Origin of the sequence: Bacillus manliponensis, assembly GCF_000712595.1 — a bacterium.
Taxonomy (GTDB): Bacteria; Bacillota; Bacilli; order Bacillales; family Bacillaceae_G; genus Bacillus_A; species Bacillus_A manliponensis.
On the sequence record NZ_JOTN01000011.1, the window covers coordinates 68,739 to 88,740 of the forward strand.

Here is a 20,002-nt window from a genome sequence, read left to right on the forward strand (position 1 = left end):
AGGTATATTTTACTACTTATGCTTATATTTGTCTGTATTTTAGGTTACTGTTAATCATCTCCTTTTTTGAATAAAAAAAGACAATATGTCTCACACTATATTTGCAACGTAGCTTAATACAAGGAGATTGTACAAACATGAAGAAAAAAAGCTTGCAGCAAAATAAACTATCTGATGGCATTGATGTAGAATTTTCTCAAGAACTTGCTGATCAAGATGATTTAGAAGCACAAGCACGCGCAAATGCTGCAGACGCAAGACAACAACGCCAATCAAACAAAAAATAAACCGAGGAACTCCCTCGGTTTATTTTTTATATTTTTTTATATAATGCGCAAAAGTTAAAAGTGGAAATAAGCGATGGTAACTATGATAATGAATATAGAAACTCCCCGGAAGACCGGTTCCAGTTGGATACTCCCGGTGCTGTAAGGAATGTTCTATTAAATAATGAATCCCCTTTTGAATTGAAGGTGTTTCCTTATCGTAAAATGAAATAAGAGCATCTAACGCCCAAGCCGTTTGCGATGGGGTACTAAATGGCAAAGCGATATACCGCTTCTCTTTGCTACTTCTACAAGATTCTCCCCAGCCACCATCGCGGTTCTGGATAGCTTCGAGCCATTGAATCGCCTTTTGCAAACCAGGATGTTCGGGTGATACATGAACAGCACGTAATCCAGTGATAGCTGCCCACGTTCCATAAATGTAGCAAACACCCCATTTTCCATACCACGATCCATTGTTTTCTTGATTTTCAATTAGCCATCTAATTGCTCTGTTACGATTTTCATCTAATAATTTATTAGGTGCATACGTACCAAAAAACTCCAACACTCGCCCTGTTATATCTGCTGTAGATGGATCTGTCATCATATCTTTTGCATTTTCTAGCGGCACATGCTCAAACAGATGCGATGTCACTCCTTTTTCAAACGCTCCCCAGCCACCATCTTTATTTTGAAGCCCTGTTACCCAATCTATCCCTTTATCCCAAGCTTGTTTTCCCTTCCTATCTTTTTTAGCCATCTCAGTCAGTGAACGAAGAACTGCCGTTGTATCATCACAATCCGGAATTGTTGTATTTACATCTGAAAATCCCCAGCCACCAGGAGAGAGCGTCGGTGCGTTTATATGCCAGTCACCGTAACGTGAATGCTGTTTCCTTATTAAATATTCATTCGCTCCTTGAATAAGTGGATCTTCTGGTGCTACTCCGGCTTCTTGTAATGCATAGCTAAATAATGCTGTATCCCATATAGTTGATGGAGAGTTTTGAACATGTGCACCAACTTTTGTGTTCCATACATAAGATTGCAACCCTCGAAGAGCAGATATAATAACCGGGGACTGAGTAGAATGACCAAGTGCTAATAGTGCATAAATCATGTAAAATGTTGAACTTGCATAACTATAAAGTAGACCATTTTGTTCAAGTCTCTCCATCATAAAACGTTCGGCTGCTTTATATCCTTTATGGTGGAGAGATAATGGATACTGAACAATGTTTTTCACACCAGCTACCATCGTTTCTAGTAGAGACGAACGTTCCTCACGAAACCAACTCCCATTACTTTTCCCTATAATATAGTTCATGTTCGGCAGTATGCCTCGTTGAACTGAAAAACGTTTATTCATACAAAGCGCCATCGGAATGAGATGAATGCGTGCCGAACTACTAATTTGATATATACTCAGCGGTGATTCATCTGGTAAAAATAAAATTGGTGTCGGTAAATAAAACAGCGAGGGGTATTTATATTGCCCATGTACAGCTAACATAAATTTCGTCATAAAATGAGCGTTTGCAATTCCCCCCTCATGAGAAATAAATGCTTCTGCACGCTTCATATTATAATCTTCTTTTCTATAGTAATTCGAAGCTAATAATGCCGTATATATATCAATCGTTGTTGATAAATGACCGACTGGTTCATCCTCATACAATTTCCATGTTCCGTGATTCGTTTGCATTGAAACTAACCTTTCTACAAAAGGCTCGATTTCATCATGTCTTTGCAATAAACGGAGTAATAAAATCATCCAGCAATCTGTAAGAGGCGACCCTTCAAAACAAAACCGCCACGTACCGTCACTACGTTGCATCGTACGAAGTGCTGTAATGCGGCGCTCTACTTCATGCTTTACTTTATCATATAGCAACATGGCCCTCACCTCACTTCGTAAAGTTACCATCCGTATACGATATTCTGTATCCAGATTAAATATGTTTTGTACAGCCTTATGTACAAAAAGGCAAAGTGATAAAAATACTCACTTTGCCTATAAACAATATGACACACCAACAACGATACCTAAAATCGCTCCTACCACCACTTGATAAGGAGTATGCCCTACTAATTCATTTAATTTTTTATAATTCGTTTGTCTACCATGAAAAAAATCATTTAAAATTTTTGCTTGTTTACTTACAGCAAGCCTCACTCCTGAAGCATCATACATTACAATAATTGCAAAAATAGCTGCTACTGCAAATATCGAACTTGCAACCCCTTCTTCCATCCCCACTCCTGCGGCAAGTGCTGTAACTGTTGAAGAATGTGAACTTGGCATACCACCAGAAGCAAAAAACTGCGCAAAATCAAATTCTCGTTCTTTGAAAAGCTTAAAAATAACTTTTGTAAGCTGCGCCAAAAACCAAGCTAAAATAGCTGCCATTAATGGCGCATTATGTAAAATTGTTTCCATCGCTTGCACCTCACCGCCTATAATGGAAATTCCCTATATGTAAAGTATAAAGAAAAAAGCGTAGAAAATACTACGCTTTTTACGAAACTTTTGCAGATTTATTTTTTATAAATCTTGGTTGTCTACTTAACATAAATTTCGTCTTTGCCGCTGAAAATATGAGTAACGCAATCCATATAAAAATAAAAGCAGTCATGTGAGCGGCTGTAAAATGTTCACCAAATACAAAGAGTGCTAACAGTAAATTAATTGTTGGTGAAATATATTGCAAAAAGCCAATCATATATAATGGTATTAATTTCGCTCCTTTTGCAAAGTAAAAAAGCGGTAATGCCGTTACAATACCTGCGCCCATAAGTAAAAGCGTCGTTGTGACCGAAAGTGTTCCAAACGACACAACACCTTGTTTAGTAAGCATTAATACATATAGAAGTGCAGCAGGCGTTACTAACATTGTTTCAAGTGTCAAGCCAGTCATTGCATCATAATTCAACATTTTTTTCGATAAACCGTATAGTGCAAATGTAAGCGCAAGTGACAGCGCAATCCACGGAATAGATCCGTAACGAAATGTAAGAATCATAACTCCAATAAACGCCAATCCAACTGCGACATACTGCCAAAAATTCAACTTCTCTTTTAAAACGATTGTTCCTAGCAAAATGCTAACGAGCGGATTAATGTAGTAACCAAGACTTGCTTCAATCATATGATTATGATTGACCGCCCATATGTACACAAACCAGTTACCGCTAATTAAAACTGAAGCAATTGTTAATGAGATGAATAATTTAGGACGTTTAAAAAGAGCCACAAATTCACGTGTAAACTCTCGAAGTCGACCAGCAATAAATAAAACAAGTAACATAAATGCAAAAGCCCAAATCACACGATGTGCTAAAATCTCTTCTGCTGAAACAACATCAAGTAACTTCCAATAGACAGGTAGAATCCCCCACATCATATATGCCAAAGCCGCATACATAATCCCCTGTTTTTGACTCTCCATCTGTTCTCCTCTTTTCCACTATTTATAAAGTTTTCTCCATCATATAATGAATAAAGTGAAAAGAAAACAAATTTGTTTTACAGTAATAACCAGCTTATATAGGAGACAACTATAGCAAGCAAAGGCATGCCAATCATAAATTTATATTTATTTGTTTTATGCCGAAAGACATACATCCCTAGCCAAGCACCAATTGCGCCGCCGATTGCTGCTACGAAAAACAACATATTTTCTGATGTGCGCCATTCCTTCTTCTTCGCCTTTCGTTTATCACGACCCATCATAATAAATGCAATGATATTAATACCAATTAAATACATCCATTCCATGTTTCTCACTCCCTATCTAACGCAATATTGTATCATAAAAAAAGCATACAGAACGCTCTGCATGCTTTTATTTTTCCGTATGTGATTCTTCTTTTTTCTCATCACTTTCGCATTCTTCATCTTTCATCTCCATGCAAATCATCGCATGGTACACTTCTGGATACAAGCCAAATACTTGATACACACTTCCGAGAAATGGCACGAGAAATCCCTCTTTTCTAAATGATACAAATGAATTAGGATATACCCTTCTTAACCATTCCCCTTTTTTCTGTTATACATTCGTCTTTGTTTCTTCCTCTTCTAATGTAACACCAAGAAGATGAATCCACTTTTTATATGGGGCACTATTTGGGTCTACATACCCTTTTGCATATGAACGGTCCCATAGTTGTTTAATAAAGACATTCGCTTCTTTTTTTGCTACAGATTCTGCCCCTGCTCCGTAGTATGCTTTAAAATAACGTTCCACTTCTTCCATCAGTAAACGGAGTAATTCATCCGATGTTTCTTCTAGTGTTGGGTCATATTTCGCTTCTTTATCGTACATTAAAATGACATCTAAAATGTTATGCACATACTCTTTACGGAGCCACCTTACATCTTGTGCACCTGATAAAAATGAATGTGTATAAACATGATTTCCATGTTGCATTGCTTTTTCTTGTTCTTCTTCAAAACGTGAAATAATATTTTCATAAATAAACGGGTTGTGAAGTAGTGCACGGTGCAATTTATATCCTTCACCTAATATGTTATTCCCCATCGATTGGATAAGGAAGCTACGCCCAACTCCGTTATATTGGTAAACAAACTGGCCATCAACTGCAACAAGACTAATCCATCGATACAAATAAGCATATAAAAATGCGCGATTACATTTATCATAATCTAAATTTGTTTGCGTTGCGTTTAAATCCGGCATAAACGCTGGTAAATGCCAATATTTATCAAGGTGCGGCGTTAAATTTGACTTCTTAATATTCAACTTATTGACACGACGGTAGTAAGATTGAAAGTAATCCCCTTTGTCACTCACATAGCCGTTTGCAAGATGACCGGCCGAAAGTTTCGGAAAATCTTGTAGTGACAAGCCATAATGCGCCCTATAGCAAATCACTTCAAATGGTGAAAAAGCAGTGTTTGCTGTATCTTTCTCTTGGAAAAGTTCTTGCAATAATTCTTCATTTAACTCTTTCTTAATTGCTGGATGTACGCCCCAATATTGCAGTTCCCGGTGATGTGAAACCTTCGGGATAAATGGACTTGCCAAGTGGAATAAATCTTCAATTTTCTCTCTTACATACTCGTTACGGTCACGCTTTTGAAAGTCTGCTTCTTTCCGCAGTGCTTCTATAATGTTCAGTTCTAATTTATCACGATAACGTCCTTGTAATTCTTGCTGACAATAGGCTAAAATGTGTTCTCTATAGAAATCCTCTACCTTTTGCGAATGATTTTCTTCCTCTTGCAATCCTTTACAATACTCTCTGTATAAACTCATATAAATTTCTGCTGATATGTCTTTCGGCAGTACACCATGATCTACATGACGCTGCACTTCGTTCCACATTTTTTCTTGCAAATTCTCTTCTGCTAATACATATACATTTGTTGGATTTGTTTTCCCTTCAAATTCTTTGCTACGTTTTTGAATATCAAATAGTAAATTTTCACGCGTATCTTGTAAATTATCAAAAAAGCGTTCCCAATGCTGAATCATTTTTGTTACCGCTTCATATAACGATTGATAAACAAGCTCCAGCAATAAATCTTTTCGATACTCATTTAACTTATGCACATATTGCGTTACGATATCATGAAACTCTTTTCTAAACGTACGCTGCTCGTTATAAAATAACTTCCCGAACCAATTTTGCTGCTGAGCAAGCTCCACACGTCGCACTGCAGTAACTGTACCTTCCACATTACTCACATTAAATTTTTTATCATAGTTTTGAACTAAGTTCCGCTTTTGTTCATTACTTTCATGTAATTTATTCATCCGCTCTACAATGAACTTTCGAATTTCGTATAACATATAGCGAGCTGCAACAGGGTGAACAGCCTCCGTTTTTCGTAAAAACCATGTATTTAACTGATATGTTTGGCCTTCTGCTCCGCTTGGCGCAAAACGATCTGCTTCAATCATATCGTACATCAGTGTCGTTACATGTTCATGCATACGACTTGGTATCGCATATGCATAAAGGCGAACTGCATGATCAACCCTCGCTACTTCTCCTTTCATTTGCTCAGCAATTTTTAATTTCGCCACCGAAATTTTACAATCATGCTGCAAACGATTTAATTCCTCATCTTTTTGTACCGTGCGCTGCACATAACTTTCGACAGCTTCTAAAAATAACTTTGCTTTAGAAACGCCAATTTTCCCACCTTCTGCCCCTTCACGTGTTTCATAATACATTTGCTTATAAAAAACATGGGCCTGTTCTGGACGAGTTGCTAAATGCTCTAAATCTTCTAGATAACTTTTCCCGCGCTCTGGCTTCTCACGTTGCATTCCGCACCGCACATCTTGTTCATAGCGCTTTCGTTTATCTTGGAATAGTTGATCTAAATGAAGCCATGATTCATCTAGCCCTTGCACCGCCCATTTTAATGCACAATACTTTAATACTTGTTCATACGGATAAATAAGCTTTGCGGCACCTGCCCCGCAATAACGCGCTTTCCCATTTGATTCTGCTAACTGCTGTATTTGATTGTCTTCCTGCGCAAAATGACTCGTTGACATCGGGCTGAACAACTGCAAATAAATCGTATTTGTCATTTGCTCCATGTAATCTGATAAACTATGCAAATGATGACCATGCAAATTTTCATAATCATATAAAAAGCAATAATTGTAAGGAAGATGGTGCTGCATAATTGTATGGTTTGTTCTTCCTTCTTCATCCACTTGGTCTGGGCGATATTCAAGCTCAATCGTAACCCCGCCTCGTCGTGATAATTCTCCCGTTGAACCAAGCGTAATAGCGTGAAGTTCTTTTAACGATGCATATCCATTTGCTTGCACTGCTTCAAATTCCTTCCCGCTTATCGTACGTGTCTTTACTAACACATCTGGCATTAAAAAGGCGCCTCGAATTAAAATGTTATGGTGCTGCAACTTTTTCCGGAGCATTTCTCGTAAATATAAAGCAATTTGCAAAAACATACCCGAACCTGTTCCACCAGCTAACGATGTCACAATGATAACTCGAACACCATACTCTGTTTTATCGCTCGTAACAGGAAAAATCTTCTCAATCTCTTGCCAAAATGTCGTTAACTTATCTTCTTTCATCGCTGCTCTTAGCGCCAATCTTGAAATAACCCGAAGTTGCCCAGCCCCTTCTGTTAACGGCTTATCTAAAATCGTTGGATCAAGCGGAAACCACTCTGGAATGGTTGGATCTTCAGCAATATATTCTCTTGGTGTTTTACTCGAACTTGTTTGCGTCATAAACTTTCGAATGTGCTGGTATTGACTAAGGGTATTAATATCTGTATCAAATACATGCATCGCTACTTTTTTGCGACGCTCCTCTGGCAATTTGTTATAAATGTTATGTGTAACAGAACTTCCAATCCCACCTAAACCAATTAAAATCGTTGGAACTTGTAACGTCATGTGAACCACCTTCCTGTTTATCTAGCTCGTTTTACTTTCACAGTTTCATTCACATTCATACCGATACAATTCTTTTCCATATCCACGGTCTATAATGACCATCTCGTTTGGATATAACGTCTTATGTTCACGACCTACCTCTTCTTCTGTAAGAGACATGCTATCAATTACCATGCCAGCTATTTGTGATTCTTTCGCAATAAAAATTGATTTTGAACTTTTTTTCGCAATAAATGTAATGGACTGAATCGTTTTCCGCTCTGCTCGAAACGGAATGCCAAAATAATGTTTCCACCATGTATTTCGTAATAACTCTGGTTCTGATTGATACGACCAATCTTTTGCAATTGATTGATCCCACTCATAATAAAGAAGTGCCTTCCGGTGAAAACGAGGCCGTACAATCCAGCCAAGAATAGCAATTGCTGCAATTAGTAAAAGTACCCCTACCGGTAATACTTTTTGAAAAATAATCGCATATCTCTCCCAAAACGGGGCATCATGAATGAAAATTGTCATACTCGTTTTCACTTTTTGTAACCTAGAATCTTGTAATGTGATGGTAGCTTCTATGTTGCCGGTATCTGTAAAGTTAAATGTATCGGAGTAATAAGGACGAGGATAAATATGTAACTTGTTTCCTTTTTGTTGTAATTCATAGTTGATATTTTTATTAAATGTTACAGTTGCTTTTTGTAACAATGTTTTCACTTCTTCTTCTGACATCTCTTTTCCATCTAGTAGCGGCTGTAAGACAAACGGTTTACTATTTTGTAACTGAGTTACCTTCTCCTCATAATGATTTGTAATGCTCTGTACAGACAGTTTTGGATTCGGAATGGATGTAATATGAAACTCTTTCGTTTGTCGATAAAACCCTTTTATATTGAGATGTACCTTCCCACTTACTTGTTTTTTGGGAATTTTTAAGCTATAGGAGAATACTTTTCTTTTTTCATCCCACTTCATTTTATATAATTTATTATCTATTTCTACTTCTGCTGTAAAATAGGAAGAATCGATTGGGATATTACTAGGCTTCGCCTCGATAATAGCAACTGCACCTTCATACATTTCCTCTTTATTTACACGCTTTTTATCTTTTTTCTCATACGTAACAACTGTATAATCAAGCGCTGGTTCTGCAAGTACTTCAATATTTTCCTCTACTATGTTTTGATTCATTTTTAACACATATGTTCCCGGTTTTATAATTGAATTTCCTTGAGGGACTAAATGCATTACATTTCCAAACAGTTGTGATTGCATAGGTGCCTGCATCGTAAAAGAAGACTGCAATTGTAACGTGTTTGGTAATTTCTCTATTTTATATGATGTGGATTGAGAAGATTGTTCCACAAGTGTAAGACGTGTTAATGGAAAAGGTGTGGTAACTTCGAGATTTTCTCCTACTATTTTTGTTGTTATTCCTGTTTTCACAGAAGAGAATGGATCTCTATTTGCAATCAATGCGGCGGCAGCATTTACACTCGAAATCACTCCATCTTCTCCTGTTGTTGGTAAAATCATACCTTTCATTTCATCTTTCCACATTTCTTTGAACACATTCATTTGTTCTTGTTCTTCTGGAGCTAAATTTTCTTCCATCGTAATCAATATAGGATGTAGTAATACTTTCTTTTCTTCCATATCTGCTCGGAAGCTTCGAAGCACTTCCATCAGCCTTTCCTTTTCAGCATCATTTTGACCTTCTAGCTCGTTAAAAGCCCCATCTGTTAAAACAATAAGCCAAAATTCACGTTTTTCATTTTTTGCAACTTCTCCTTTAAGCGATTGCAACGCTGTTTCTACTGACTGAAAAGGAGTATTCTTATAATCACTCCACTCTTGCACATGTTGAATTTCATTTTGTCTCTCATTATTTGTAAGGGATACACTCATTTTTTCTAAAGGACGACTCATTGGAATATATGAAAATGTGTCTTTTTCATGTAACAATGCAATAAAACTTTGCAAGGCATAATTTGCATATTTCCAGCGATCATTGTTTTTCATACTTCCTGAATCATCATACACTAGTGAAACGACGCGTGCTCTCTCCTCCTCTCCTTTCGCAAAAGTAGAAAAAGGACTTATACAAACAAGCAATAACAACATACATGTGGCTATTAATCTCTTATTCATGTTGTAGCTTCGCCACCTTTGTAGACAAATTCCTATGTTTAAATTTATGAGAGGAAACAAGATATATGACTAGCGTTGCCAAGTTTTTAAGATGCAATAATAATATTATGTAAAGAGTGATAAAGGTAAATTCAACCTTTCCATGTAGTAAGAGCACTAAATCTTACATACAGTCCGCCATTTCCTATTCGATGTGTTATCCCTATCGTAATAAAGTGAAACTTTAATCAGTGGGGGTTTTCTTCATCCCCCACTGATTGTTAGCCCTACCAATCGGGCTTTTACGTGCTGTAATACTCCCACCTAAACTTCTTCGCACTCCTCAAGTTTTGAGGTAGGAGTATTACAGCACGTTAATGCGGGATAAACTTAGGACAATCATACAAACCATCCTTGTCCCTATTCCATACGATAGTACTATGCACAAGAAAGGGGGAAAGAAATATGCATCCTCGGAAATGTTATGAAATGTGTCACCGCTATTATGGAAAGGTTGTTCGAATTGAAGATCGGGATGGATACACACATTTTGGAAAAATTGTACAAATAACGGATGAATCTGTTTGGATTGAACCGATTCATCGTAAACGATTTGATTATGGATTCGGATACTATGATGCAGGTTATGATAATGATAACGAACATGGTTGTCACTTTTGCGGTGGACTACGTTCTTGTGATCATTGTGGATTTGGTTATGGTGGTGGTTATGGTGGTGGTTATGGTGGTGGTGGCTATGGTGGTTACGGTTATGGCGGAGCATATGCGTTAGGATTTGGCTTTATTTTTGGTATCGCATTAGCTGCACTCTTCTTTATTTAGCAAAAAGAAAACTATTTCCATCAGTGAAGCATACTTGATGGAAATAGTTTATTTTTTACATAGGAATACGCGATGTCCCAACACATGATGATACGTACGTAAAATTCTCTCATGCTCACTCCACATTTCATATAATTCATTTGAAAAATTATACGATACATGAAACTCTGGTTGCTCTGCGTAAGCTGCAATTGTTTTTGCAATTGTCGCTCCTCCTATTACATTTGCAATTCCAAATCCTGAATTTAGAAATACTTTGAGCCACTCCGATTCTGTTAATATTTCATCAATTCCATATACAGCTGCAATTCTTTCTTCATCTTGTTTCTTTATATGTTGTTCAATTACCATTTCAATACAAACTAACATACCTTCCTCTTTTAATACACGATAACATTCTTCAACTGCCTTTTCTTTTTTTGTAAAAGCAAAAACAGACTCTCCTAATACAATATGAAACTGTTTATTTTGAAATGGTAACTCCTCTGCCTCTCCTTGAATAACATCAACATTTAACTTCTCTCTCATCCACCTTGCTCTCGCCTTTTCTATCATGACTTCATTTTTTTCAACTGCACTTACATCACAACCAAATTGTTTTTTTATATAGGCAGCGGTTCGGCCCGTACCAGACCCAATTTCTAATAACTTCGTTTCTTTCTTTAAATCAAATTGCTGTAACAATTGCTTTGTTAACGTAAAGCCCCCCGGATGAGCACTCCCAATTCCAGCAGCAGCTAAAAAATCAAGATACGTGTAACCGCTCATTGTCGTTCCTCCCCTCAGTAACAAATCATTCTTACTTAAAACTGCTACATCATTACTACATATGTAATATGAAAAAAATTGTGCACAAAAAAGAGGATGCACAATGCATCCTCTTACGATTACTTCTATTATTTTTTATCTTTCGCATCTGTAATGTATGCCCACTTGTAACTGAAGTCACCGCCAATATTATGAGATGCGATATCTTTAACATATGGACGTTGTGCATATGAAGTACCTCTTTGATATAACGGTGCAATTGCCGCTTCTTCAAGTAAAATCTTCTCTGCTTTTCCAAGTTCTTCCCAACGCTTCTTCACGTCTGTTAATAGTTCACCTTTACCTTTTTGAACAATTGCATCGTACTCAGCATTAGAGTAACTCATTTGGTTATGAGAGTTTCCAGTTTCAAACATATCGATGAATGTCATTGGGTCAGCATAGTCTGGTCCCCAACCAGCGTAAGATAAATCATAATCTTCTTTTGTTTCTAAGTCTAATTTTTGTTTAAATGGTTGACTCTTTAATGATACTGTTAAACCAGGTAAGTTTTTCTCAAACTGCTCTTTTAAATACTCACCAATCTTCTTCGCACTGTCACCATCATAGTTTAAGAATTCAACTGTAATTTGATCTTGACCAAGCTCTTTCTTTGCTTCTTCCCAAAGTTTTTTCGCTTCTTTTGCATCATATTTTACAGCTTTAATTTCACCATTTGATTTACGGAAATCTTTCTTATCTGGACCTGTTGCAAGTCCTTCTGGTACTAAATAGTTTGCACCTTTAGACCCGTCGTTTAAAATAACAGTTGCTAACGCATCTTTATCATATGCTTTCGCAAATGCTTGACGTACTTTTGTATTCGCAAAGATTGTATCTTGGCCACCACGTTTTTGGTTAAAACGTAAGAAGAACGTAGATACATCTAATTCTGTATTGAACTCATCTTTTTTATCTTTATATTTATCAACGTACTCAGCAGTTAAACCTACACGATCAATTTCACCACTTTCATATAAGTTAACTGCTGTAGACGTTTCTTTTACAACACTCACGTTAATTTCTTCTAATTTAACTGTTTTATTATCCCAGTACTGATCATTCTTTTCATATTTCCATCCTTGTTCATGCTTCCATTCTGTCAGCGCAAATGGGCCATTATAAATTGTTGTATTTGATTCTAAACCGTATTTGTCAGCTTGTGCTGTTACAAATTTTTCATTTAATGGCATAAATGAACCGAATGTTGTTAATTCAATAAAATATGGAATTGGATTTTCTAATTCTACTTTAAATGTATGATCATCAACAGCTGTTACTCCTAACGTATCTGGAGCCGCTTTTCCTTCACTAATTGCTTTTGCATTTTTAATATCGTTTGCAATAAATGCATATTCTGCTGCCGTGTCTGGATTTACAAGACGCTTCCACGCGAATACGAAATCGTTTGCTGTTACAGGGTCACCGTTTGACCACTTTGCATCTTTACGTAGTTTAAATGTATATACTTTTCCGTCTTCACTCTTTTCATGTGATTCAGCCACACCTGGAGTTGGTTTATTATCTTTATCAAGACGATATAAACCTTCCATTACGTTATTTAATACAAGGAACGAAACGGCATCCGTAGCTTTTGCAGAATCCATAGATGGGATTTCACTTGATGATGCTACGTTTAAAACTTGTTTTGCTGCTAATTTTTCGCCAGATGCTTTCTCATCCTTCGGCTTTGTGTTTGCTTTCTCTGTTTCCCCCGAACCCGAGCAAGCTGTTAGTGCTACGCTCATTGCTAATACTGGTGCCACTACTGCTGTCATCTTTTTAATTTTTTTCATTTCTGTACCCTCCCGAAAATTTATGTACGAGCTACACATTTTAAGAAATCCCCTACCAACTTTTTCTATTTTTCTCAGTTATCAGAAAATTTCTATTAATTAATATTCTACTAATTTTTTAGATTTTGTAAAGAGTTATTATTAAAAAAATTAAAAAATTTATTTTTTTACAGTAACATTTATATTCATGCTAACGAAATCCTTGTTATATATAAACTTATCATTTATCTTCACACCATTTTTATACATATTTTCTAATTTGTTTCTGATCAAATTGTGTATAACCCCCTCATAATCATACGTAACTATTTTTTAATCCAATAAAATGAAACTTTAATCAGCGGGGGGATTCTTCATCCCCCACTGATTATTAGTTGAACCAATCGGGCTTTTACGTGCTGTTTATCTCCCACCTAAACTTCTTCGCACTCCTCAAGTTTTGAGGTGGGAGTATTACAGCACGTTAATGCGGAATAAAATAAGACTCTTATTTCTATTATGAATAAGAGTCTCTCCTCTATATTATATTTCAAAATTATTCATATCGGTAAATCTCTCTTTTCAAACAAAACAACTGAGGCAACAAAAATAATAGTTGATCCACACAATAATCCTATACTTGTTGGCCATATATGATATGTTCCTGCTACAATTTTCTCTGGCGAAATAAAGTAAAGAATGAAAGACTTTATTTTTCTACGATTTGTCGAATCCAAAATAAGAAAAGACACGCATTCACGTGTCTTTTTCTTATAGCTGAATTTTTCTTCCTTCTTGACTACTTTGTAATGCTGCTTCAATCACACGAATCACTTGCAATCCATCTTCTGCTGTAACTGGCAGTGGCTTATTTTGTACAATACTATCACGTACACCTTTATAGTACATTTCATAACATCCTGTTTCAGTTGGAATACGCTGTTCTTTTTCTGCTGCTAGTACTGCATAATATTGCTCTGCATCTTCTCCGTAACCCGCATCGCCTGGTTTTAAGCCCTCTTTTAGCTGATCTTCTTGCGAATCCATCCCGTATTTTACAATGGATCCTTTTTCTCCATGAATACTGAAATGAGGAACAGCATAATTCACATAACTGCTACTATGTAAAATAATACGTTTCTTCCCATAGTACATTACAATATGAAAGTAATCGTCTGTTTGTGATCCAGGCCTTTGTCCTACAACATCTGCAAATATTGCTTCTGGCATACCAAACAAATGTAGTGCTTGATCAATTAAGTGTGATCCTAAATCATATAAAATGCCAGACCCAGGTAAATTGTGCTCACGCCAGCGATCACGTACATGTGGACGGAAGCGATCAAAATGAGCCTCATATGTATATACTTCACCAATTTGCTTCTCTTGCAATAACTTCTTCATCGTTAAAAAGTCATTATCAAAACGGCGATTATGATACACACTTACAAATACATCGTGTTCTTTTGCAAGCTTAATTAACTCTTCCCCTTCTTCACTTGAAACAACAAACGGTTTTTCCACAATGACATGCTTTCCTTGTAAAATCGCTTCTTTTACATATGAGAAATGCGTTGTATTTGGTGATGTAATGACAACAAGATCAATATTCTCTTGTTTTACTAACTCTCCTACTGTTTTTACAATGTGAACAGTTGGAAATGCTTCCTTTACAACTTCTTCCTTTGAAGAAACTATGGTACGAATCTCATAGTCATCTATTGCTTGTAATAATGGGATATGGAACGTTGTACTAGAAAAACCGTAACCAACAATTCCTACACCTATTTTTTTCATATTTACTTCCTCCTAATAAAGTGAAACTTCAATCAGTGGGGATTTTCTCCATCCCCCGCTAATTGTCAGCCCGACCAATCGGGCATTTACGAGCTGTTTATCTCCCACCTAAACTTCTTCACTTCCCTCAAGCTTTGAGGTGGAGTCTTATAGCCCGTTAATGCGGGATAATGAGAACGATTTCACTTTGAATTATATCACCAGATGTATGTTTTACATATTTTTTTGCTTCTATATAAATACTGGGTAAAAAAGTGAAATATATGAGTTGTGAAATTTTGTTTACAAACTTTATTGGTACACAGCATGTGATTCAAGCAAAAGATATGACAGCTGGAGAAATTATCGATTTTACTTTTGAAGAACCCCTTTCCATCCCTACTCGTTTACAACAAATCATACGAATATATATCCATATTATTAATAGCGGTGAACTTGATTACGATGGATTATTGCTATGAAAAAGGAGCATGCTATTCTTCATCAGCATGCTCCTTTTTTTATACTTTCCGTTTTTCTGTCCACGTTTCCACTACTTCACCAGCATCGCTTACATCTAACACTAAACTACCGTTACTGTAGCGATCTTTATTCCGCAATGTCTTTGGATCAATTACTTCAATCATTTGTTTTGCTGTTTTCATATAAACGAGCTCATCATCTCTAACAACCTCGATGCCAACAACCCGGTATGGATTTCGTTTCAATTCTTTAAAAACGACTAAGCCACGTTTCGCTCGCGTCGATTTTTCAATCTCCGACGCTTTCAATCTTTTTACTGCGCCGCGCTGCGTCACCAAAGTAAGCAGATCCTTCTCACTATCAATTGCTCGTCCACATGTGACGTAATCATCTTCTTTTAAGTTTATCCCTTTAACACCCGCTGCGCGTATTCCAACTGGACTCACTTCTTCTTCATGAAACACAAGTGCATATGCACCGTGAGTAGCAAGTAAAATATCTTTCGTTCCATCTGTTATAAACACATCAACAACTTCATCATCTTTTTTCACATTTACTGCAACAAACGCTCTGGAATAACGCTGTACTTTATATTGACTTAGTTCTGTTTTCTTAATCATACCATTTCTTGTGATAAACATAATAAATCGCTTTTCTTCCTCAAAGTTTGGCACAACAGTGGCAAAGAGAATCGTTTCATCTCGTTCAAGTGAAACGATATTTGCAACGTGCTGCCCTAAGTCTTTCCAGCGAATATCAGGCAGTTCATATACTGGTAAGTAAATGTAATTCCCTTTATTTGTGAATAAAAGAACCGTTTCGGTTGTGTTTGTTTCAAATTTTTCGAGCAACATATCGCTCTCTTTCATTCCAAATTCTTTTCCATTGGAAGCATTATGAGAACGCCAGCTTGTACGTTTTACATAACCTTCTTTTGTCACAGTAACAACGACATCTTCTTGTGGAATCATCACTTCGACATCAATTTTAATTTCTTGGATCTCTTCTTCAATAATCGCGCGTCGATTATCGCTGTATGTTTTCTTCACTCGCTTTAAATCTGTCTTAATGACTTGAAGAAGTTTTCTCTCACTTTGTAAAATCGCTTGCAGTTTCTCAATTTGCTCCTGCAGTGCTTTCGCTTCTTCTTCTAACGCTGTAATATCCGTATTTGTTAATCTATATAACTGAAGTGAAACGATTGCTTCTGCTTGCGCTTCTGTAAATGAGAATGTTTCTTTTAAGTTATCTTTTGCATTTCGTTTGTCTTTTGACGCACGAATGGTTGCAATGACTTCATCTAAAATAGATAGAGCTTTCTTTAAGCCTTCCACAATATGTTGACGGCTTTCTGCTTTACGCAATTCATACTGAGAACGACGCGTTACAACTTCCTTTTGGTGACTAATATATGCATCTAATAACTTTGGCAACGTCATTAATGTCGGACGTCTGTTATGGATTGCTACCATATTAAAGTTATATGGGATTTGCAGGTCTGTATTTTTATATAAATAATTTAAAATACCTTCTGCATTTGCATCTTTTTTCAGCTCAATCACAATACGAAGACCAGTACGATCTGTTTCATCACGAACTTCTGCAATACCATCTAACTTTTTATCTAAACGAAGCTCATCCATTTTTTTTACAAGGTTAGCTTTATTCACTTCGTACGGAATTTCAGTAATCACGATTTGTTGCTTACCACCGCGCACTGTTTCAACTTCCGCTTTTCCGCGAATAATAATTTTACCTTTTCCTGTTTCATATGCCTTTTTAATCCCGTCTAACCCTTGAATAATACCACCGGTTGGGAAATCTGGCCCCTTTATAACAGTTAATAACTCATCAACTGTACAATTTGGCTGATCAATACGCATCATAACAGCATTGATTACTTCCCCTAAATGGTGCGGTGGAATTTCAGTCGCATAACCAGCTGAAATCCCTGTAGATCCGTTCACCAAAAGGTTTGGGAACATCGCTGGTAAAACTACTGGTTCTTCACTTGTATCATCAAAGTTTGAAACAAATTCAACTGTTTCTTTTTCAATATCACGTAGCAATTCAGACGCAATTGGAGATAAACGTGCTTCTGTATAACGCATTGCGGCCGCTGGGTCACCATCGACACTACCATTATTCCCATGCATTTCTACTAAGACATTTCGTACTTTCCAATCTTGACTTAAACGTACCATAGCCTCGTACACAGATGAGTCACCATGCGGATGATAGTTACCAATTACGTTACCAACTGTTTTTGCTGATTTACGAAACGGCTTATCATGTACGTTTCCTTCTACATGCATCGAATATAAAATACGGCGCTGCACCGGTTTCAAACCGTCACGTGCGTCTGGAAGCGCACGGTCTTGAATAATATATTTACTATAACGTGCAAAGCGATCACCGAGCACATCTTCTAACGGGAGGTCATGAAATTTTTCTGCTTGCATGTTATTCTACCTCCGCTTCTGTAATCATTTCATTCTCTAAAATATTTCCTTCTTCTTGCATACCGAACTGAACGTTACGCTCAATCCATTTACGACGCGGTTCTACTTTATCACCCATTAATGTCGTTACGCGTCGCTCAGCTCTTGCCGCATCATCAATTTTCACGCGAATTAACGTACGTGTCTCCGGGTTCATTGTCGTTTCCCAAAGCTGATCCGCATTCATCTCACCAAGACCTTTATAACGCTGCAACGTATATCCTTTACCGAACTTTTTCGTCACACCATCTAGCTCATCATCGGACCATGCATATTCGAGGACTTCCTTCTTTCCTGTCCCTTTACTTACTTTATACAGAGGCGGAAGTGCAATGAATACTTTTCCTGCTTCAATTAACGGTTTCATATAGCGATAGAAGAACGTAAGTAAAAGTACTTGAATATGCGCTCCATCTGTATCTGCATCGGTCATAATTACAATTTTATCGTAATTAATATCTTCTACAGAGAAATCAGTACCTACACCGCCACCAATTGCGTAAATAATGGTGTTAATTTCTTCATTCTTAAAGATATCAGCAAGCTTTGCTTTTTCTGTATTTATTACTTTACCACGGAGCGGCAATACAGCTTGGAAACGGCGATCACGCCCTTGCTTTGCTGATCCACCAGCTGAATCACCCTCTACTAAATACAGCTCGTTCTTTTGCGGATTACGTGACTGTGCTGGTGTTAATTTTCCGCTTAGCGTACCTTCTGAACGTTTCTTTTTCTTTCCGCTACGCGCTTCTTCACGTGCTTTTCTTGCTGCTTCACGCGCCTGCGCTGCTTTTATTGCTTTTCTCACAAGAAGAGTCGCCACATCTGGGTTCTCTTCTAAAAAATACGCTAAATGCTCAGAAACAACAGCATCAATAGCCGAACGGGCTTCACTTGTTCCAAGCTTCCCTTTCGTTTGCCCTTCAAATTGCAATAATCCTTCAGGAACACGGATTGAAACAATCGCAGCAATCCCTTCTCGAATATCTGTTCCCTCTAAGTTTTTATCTTTTTCTTTTAATAGTGACACTTTACGTGCATATTCATTAAACACACGCGTCATCGCTGTTTTAAAACCAGCCTCGTGTGTACCACCGTCTTTTGTACGAACATTATTTACGAACGATAAAATATTTTCAGAGTAGCCATCGTTAAACTGAAATGCGAGTTCTGCTTCCATGCTGTTTTGTTCGCCTGCAAAGTATACAACAGGATGAATAGAATCTTTTTCTTCGTTTAAATATGAAACAAACGCTTCAATACCTGTTTCATAATGAAACACCTCTTCTAAATCGTTACGCTCATCCTTTAAAACAATTTTCATCCCTTTTAGTAAAAACGCTGATTCACGTAATCGTTCGCTAAGCGTATCATAGTTATACTGCGTTGTACTAAAGATTGTTCGATCCGGTTTAAAATGAATCGTCGTTCCAGTTGTCTTTGCTTTACCGATTTTTTCTAGTGTTGTAACTGGCACACCACCATTTTCAAATCGCTGTTCATATATGTACCCATCACGCTTAATGGTAACAACTAGCCACTCAGATAGCGCATTTACAACAGACGCCCCAACGCCGTGCAAACCACCACTTGTTTTATAACCACCTTGTCCGAACTTTCCTCCTGCATGAAGTACCGTTAAAATGACTTCTGGTGTTGGCTTCCCAAGTTTATGCATTCCTGTAGGCATACCACGTCCGTTATCAATAACGCTGATGCTATTATCTTTATGTATAATTACTGTTATTTCGTTTCCAAATCCCGCCAATGCTTCATCGACAGAGTTATCAACGATTTCGTATACTAAATGATGCAATCCACGGCTATCCGTACTCCCTATATACATACCTGGGCGTTTTCGAACGGCTTCAAGGCCTTCTAGCACTTGAATTGCTTCTTCATTATATTGAAATTGACTCTTAGCCAAGCTCCTTGCCCCTTTCCACTCAAAAAATCAGAACATATGTTTCTATTATAGAATAACGCTTTTTACTTCCTTTTGGCAAGTA

At 37.1% G+C, this 20,002-nt stretch carries 15 protein-coding genes; 3 read left to right on the forward strand and 12 right to left on the reverse strand.

Annotation, left to right across the window (positions count from 1 at the left end; all coding sequences use genetic code 11):
• The first annotated feature begins 137 nt into the window (after nt 1–137).
• Nucleotides 138–287, forward strand: coding sequence for a YfhD family protein (locus BAMA_RS13865; RefSeq protein WP_034639984.1), 150 nt, complete (start codon nt 138–140; stop codon nt 285–287).
• Between the two features lie 19 nt (nt 288–306).
• Here BAMA_RS13865 and shc read toward each other — a convergent pair whose 3' ends face one another.
• The 7 genes from shc to BAMA_RS13900 form a co-directional block, all read right to left on the reverse strand.
• Nucleotides 307–2,166, reverse strand: coding sequence for a squalene--hopene cyclase (gene shc, locus BAMA_RS13870; RefSeq protein WP_034639985.1), 1,860 nt, complete (start codon nt 2,164–2,166; stop codon nt 307–309).
• 117 nt (nt 2,167–2,283) lie between these two features.
• On the reverse strand, nt 2,284–2,709 hold the full coding sequence (locus BAMA_RS13875; protein ID WP_034639986.1) for a divergent PAP2 family protein: 426 nt from the start codon (nt 2,707–2,709) through the stop codon (nt 2,284–2,286).
• A gap of 79 nt (nt 2,710–2,788) precedes the next feature.
• Nucleotides 2,789–3,718, reverse strand: a complete 930-nt coding sequence (gene rarD / locus BAMA_RS13880) for an EamA family transporter RarD (protein ID WP_034639987.1) — start codon at nt 3,716–3,718, stop codon at nt 2,789–2,791.
• Between the two features lie 77 nt (nt 3,719–3,795).
• Nucleotides 3,796–4,047: a DUF1294 domain-containing protein gene (locus BAMA_RS13885; RefSeq protein ID WP_034639989.1), complete on the reverse strand. Its 252-nt coding sequence runs from the start codon at nt 4,045–4,047 to the stop codon at nt 3,796–3,798.
• A 67-nt stretch (nt 4,048–4,114) separates the two neighbouring features.
• Complete coding sequence (locus tag BAMA_RS13890; protein ID WP_034639991.1) at nt 4,115–4,249, reverse strand: hypothetical protein; 135 nt, start codon at nt 4,247–4,249, stop codon at nt 4,115–4,117.
• Between the two features lie 72 nt (nt 4,250–4,321).
• A complete protein-coding gene (locus BAMA_RS13895) occupies nt 4,322–7,684 on the reverse strand; it encodes a tubulin-like doman-containing protein (RefSeq protein ID WP_034639992.1) in 3,363 nt (1,120 codons plus the stop codon).
• A gap of 45 nt (nt 7,685–7,729) precedes the next feature.
• On the reverse strand, nt 7,730–9,829 hold the full coding sequence (locus BAMA_RS13900; protein WP_034639994.1) for a vWA domain-containing protein: 2,100 nt from the start codon (nt 9,827–9,829) through the stop codon (nt 7,730–7,732).
• A 444-nt stretch (nt 9,830–10,273) separates the two neighbouring features.
• Here BAMA_RS13900 and BAMA_RS13905 point away from each other — a divergent pair, with 444 nt between their 5' ends.
• Nucleotides 10,274–10,651: a hypothetical protein gene (locus BAMA_RS13905; RefSeq protein WP_034639996.1), complete on the forward strand. Its 378-nt coding sequence runs from the start codon at nt 10,274–10,276 to the stop codon at nt 10,649–10,651.
• Between the two features lie 48 nt (nt 10,652–10,699).
• Here BAMA_RS13905 and BAMA_RS13910 read toward each other — a convergent pair whose 3' ends face one another.
• From BAMA_RS13910 to BAMA_RS13920, 3 genes are all read right to left on the reverse strand, one after another.
• Complete coding sequence (locus tag BAMA_RS13910) at nt 10,700–11,419, reverse strand: class I SAM-dependent methyltransferase (protein WP_034639998.1); 720 nt, start codon at nt 11,417–11,419, stop codon at nt 10,700–10,702.
• Nucleotides 11,420–11,547: 128 nt separating this feature from the next.
• On the reverse strand, nt 11,548–13,254 hold the full coding sequence (locus BAMA_RS13915; RefSeq protein WP_034639999.1) for a peptide ABC transporter substrate-binding protein: 1,707 nt from the start codon (nt 13,252–13,254) through the stop codon (nt 11,548–11,550).
• Nucleotides 13,255–14,004: 750 nt separating this feature from the next.
• Entirely contained in the window at nt 14,005–15,030 is a 1,026-nt protein-coding gene (locus BAMA_RS13920) for an oxidoreductase (protein WP_034640001.1), read from the reverse strand.
• Nucleotides 15,031–15,293: 263 nt separating this feature from the next.
• Between BAMA_RS13920 and BAMA_RS13925 the strand changes: the two genes are divergently transcribed.
• A complete protein-coding gene (locus BAMA_RS13925) occupies nt 15,294–15,491 on the forward strand; it encodes a hypothetical protein (protein ID WP_034640003.1) in 198 nt (65 codons plus the stop codon).
• A 39-nt stretch (nt 15,492–15,530) separates the two neighbouring features.
• Here BAMA_RS13925 and parC read toward each other — a convergent pair whose 3' ends face one another.
• Both parC and parE read right to left on the reverse strand, forming a co-directional pair.
• Nucleotides 15,531–17,954: a DNA topoisomerase IV subunit A gene (gene parC / locus BAMA_RS13930; RefSeq protein WP_034640004.1), complete on the reverse strand. Its 2,424-nt coding sequence runs from the start codon at nt 17,952–17,954 to the stop codon at nt 15,531–15,533.
• A gap of 1 nt (nt 17,955) precedes the next feature.
• Nucleotides 17,956–19,920, reverse strand: a complete 1,965-nt coding sequence (gene parE, locus BAMA_RS13935) for a DNA topoisomerase IV subunit B (RefSeq protein WP_034640006.1) — start codon at nt 19,918–19,920, stop codon at nt 17,956–17,958.
• Nucleotides 19,921–20,002 lie beyond the last annotated feature (82 nt).

Coding starts and splice junctions, on each gene's coding strand:
- BAMA_RS13865 (WP_034639984.1), top strand. CDS start 138: ATGAAGAAAAAAAGCTTGCAGCAAAATAAACTATCTGATGGCATTGAT.
- shc (WP_034639985.1), bottom strand. CDS start 2,166: ATGTTGCTATATGATAAAGTAAAGCATGAAGTAGAGCGCCGCATTACA.
- BAMA_RS13875 (WP_034639986.1), bottom strand. CDS start 2,709: ATGGAAACAATTTTACATAATGCGCCATTAATGGCAGCTATTTTAGCT.
- rarD (WP_034639987.1), bottom strand. CDS start 3,718: ATGGAGAGTCAAAAACAGGGGATTATGTATGCGGCTTTGGCATATATG.
- BAMA_RS13885 (WP_034639989.1), bottom strand. CDS start 4,047: ATGGAATGGATGTATTTAATTGGTATTAATATCATTGCATTTATTATG.
- BAMA_RS13895 (WP_034639992.1), bottom strand. CDS start 7,684: ATGACGTTACAAGTTCCAACGATTTTAATTGGTTTAGGTGGGATTGGA.
- BAMA_RS13900 (WP_034639994.1), bottom strand. CDS start 9,829: ATGAATAAGAGATTAATAGCCACATGTATGTTGTTATTGCTTGTTTGT.
- BAMA_RS13905 (WP_034639996.1), top strand. CDS start 10,274: ATGCATCCTCGGAAATGTTATGAAATGTGTCACCGCTATTATGGAAAG.
- BAMA_RS13910 (WP_034639998.1), bottom strand. CDS start 11,419: ATGAGCGGTTACACGTATCTTGATTTTTTAGCTGCTGCTGGAATTGGG.
- BAMA_RS13915 (WP_034639999.1), bottom strand. CDS start 13,254: ATGAAAAAAATTAAAAAGATGACAGCAGTAGTGGCACCAGTATTAGCA.
- BAMA_RS13920 (WP_034640001.1), bottom strand. CDS start 15,030: ATGAAAAAAATAGGTGTAGGAATTGTTGGTTACGGTTTTTCTAGTACA.
- BAMA_RS13925 (WP_034640003.1), top strand. CDS start 15,294: ATGAGTTGTGAAATTTTGTTTACAAACTTTATTGGTACACAGCATGTG.
- parC (WP_034640004.1), bottom strand. CDS start 17,954: ATGCAAGCAGAAAAATTTCATGACCTCCCGTTAGAAGATGTGCTCGGT.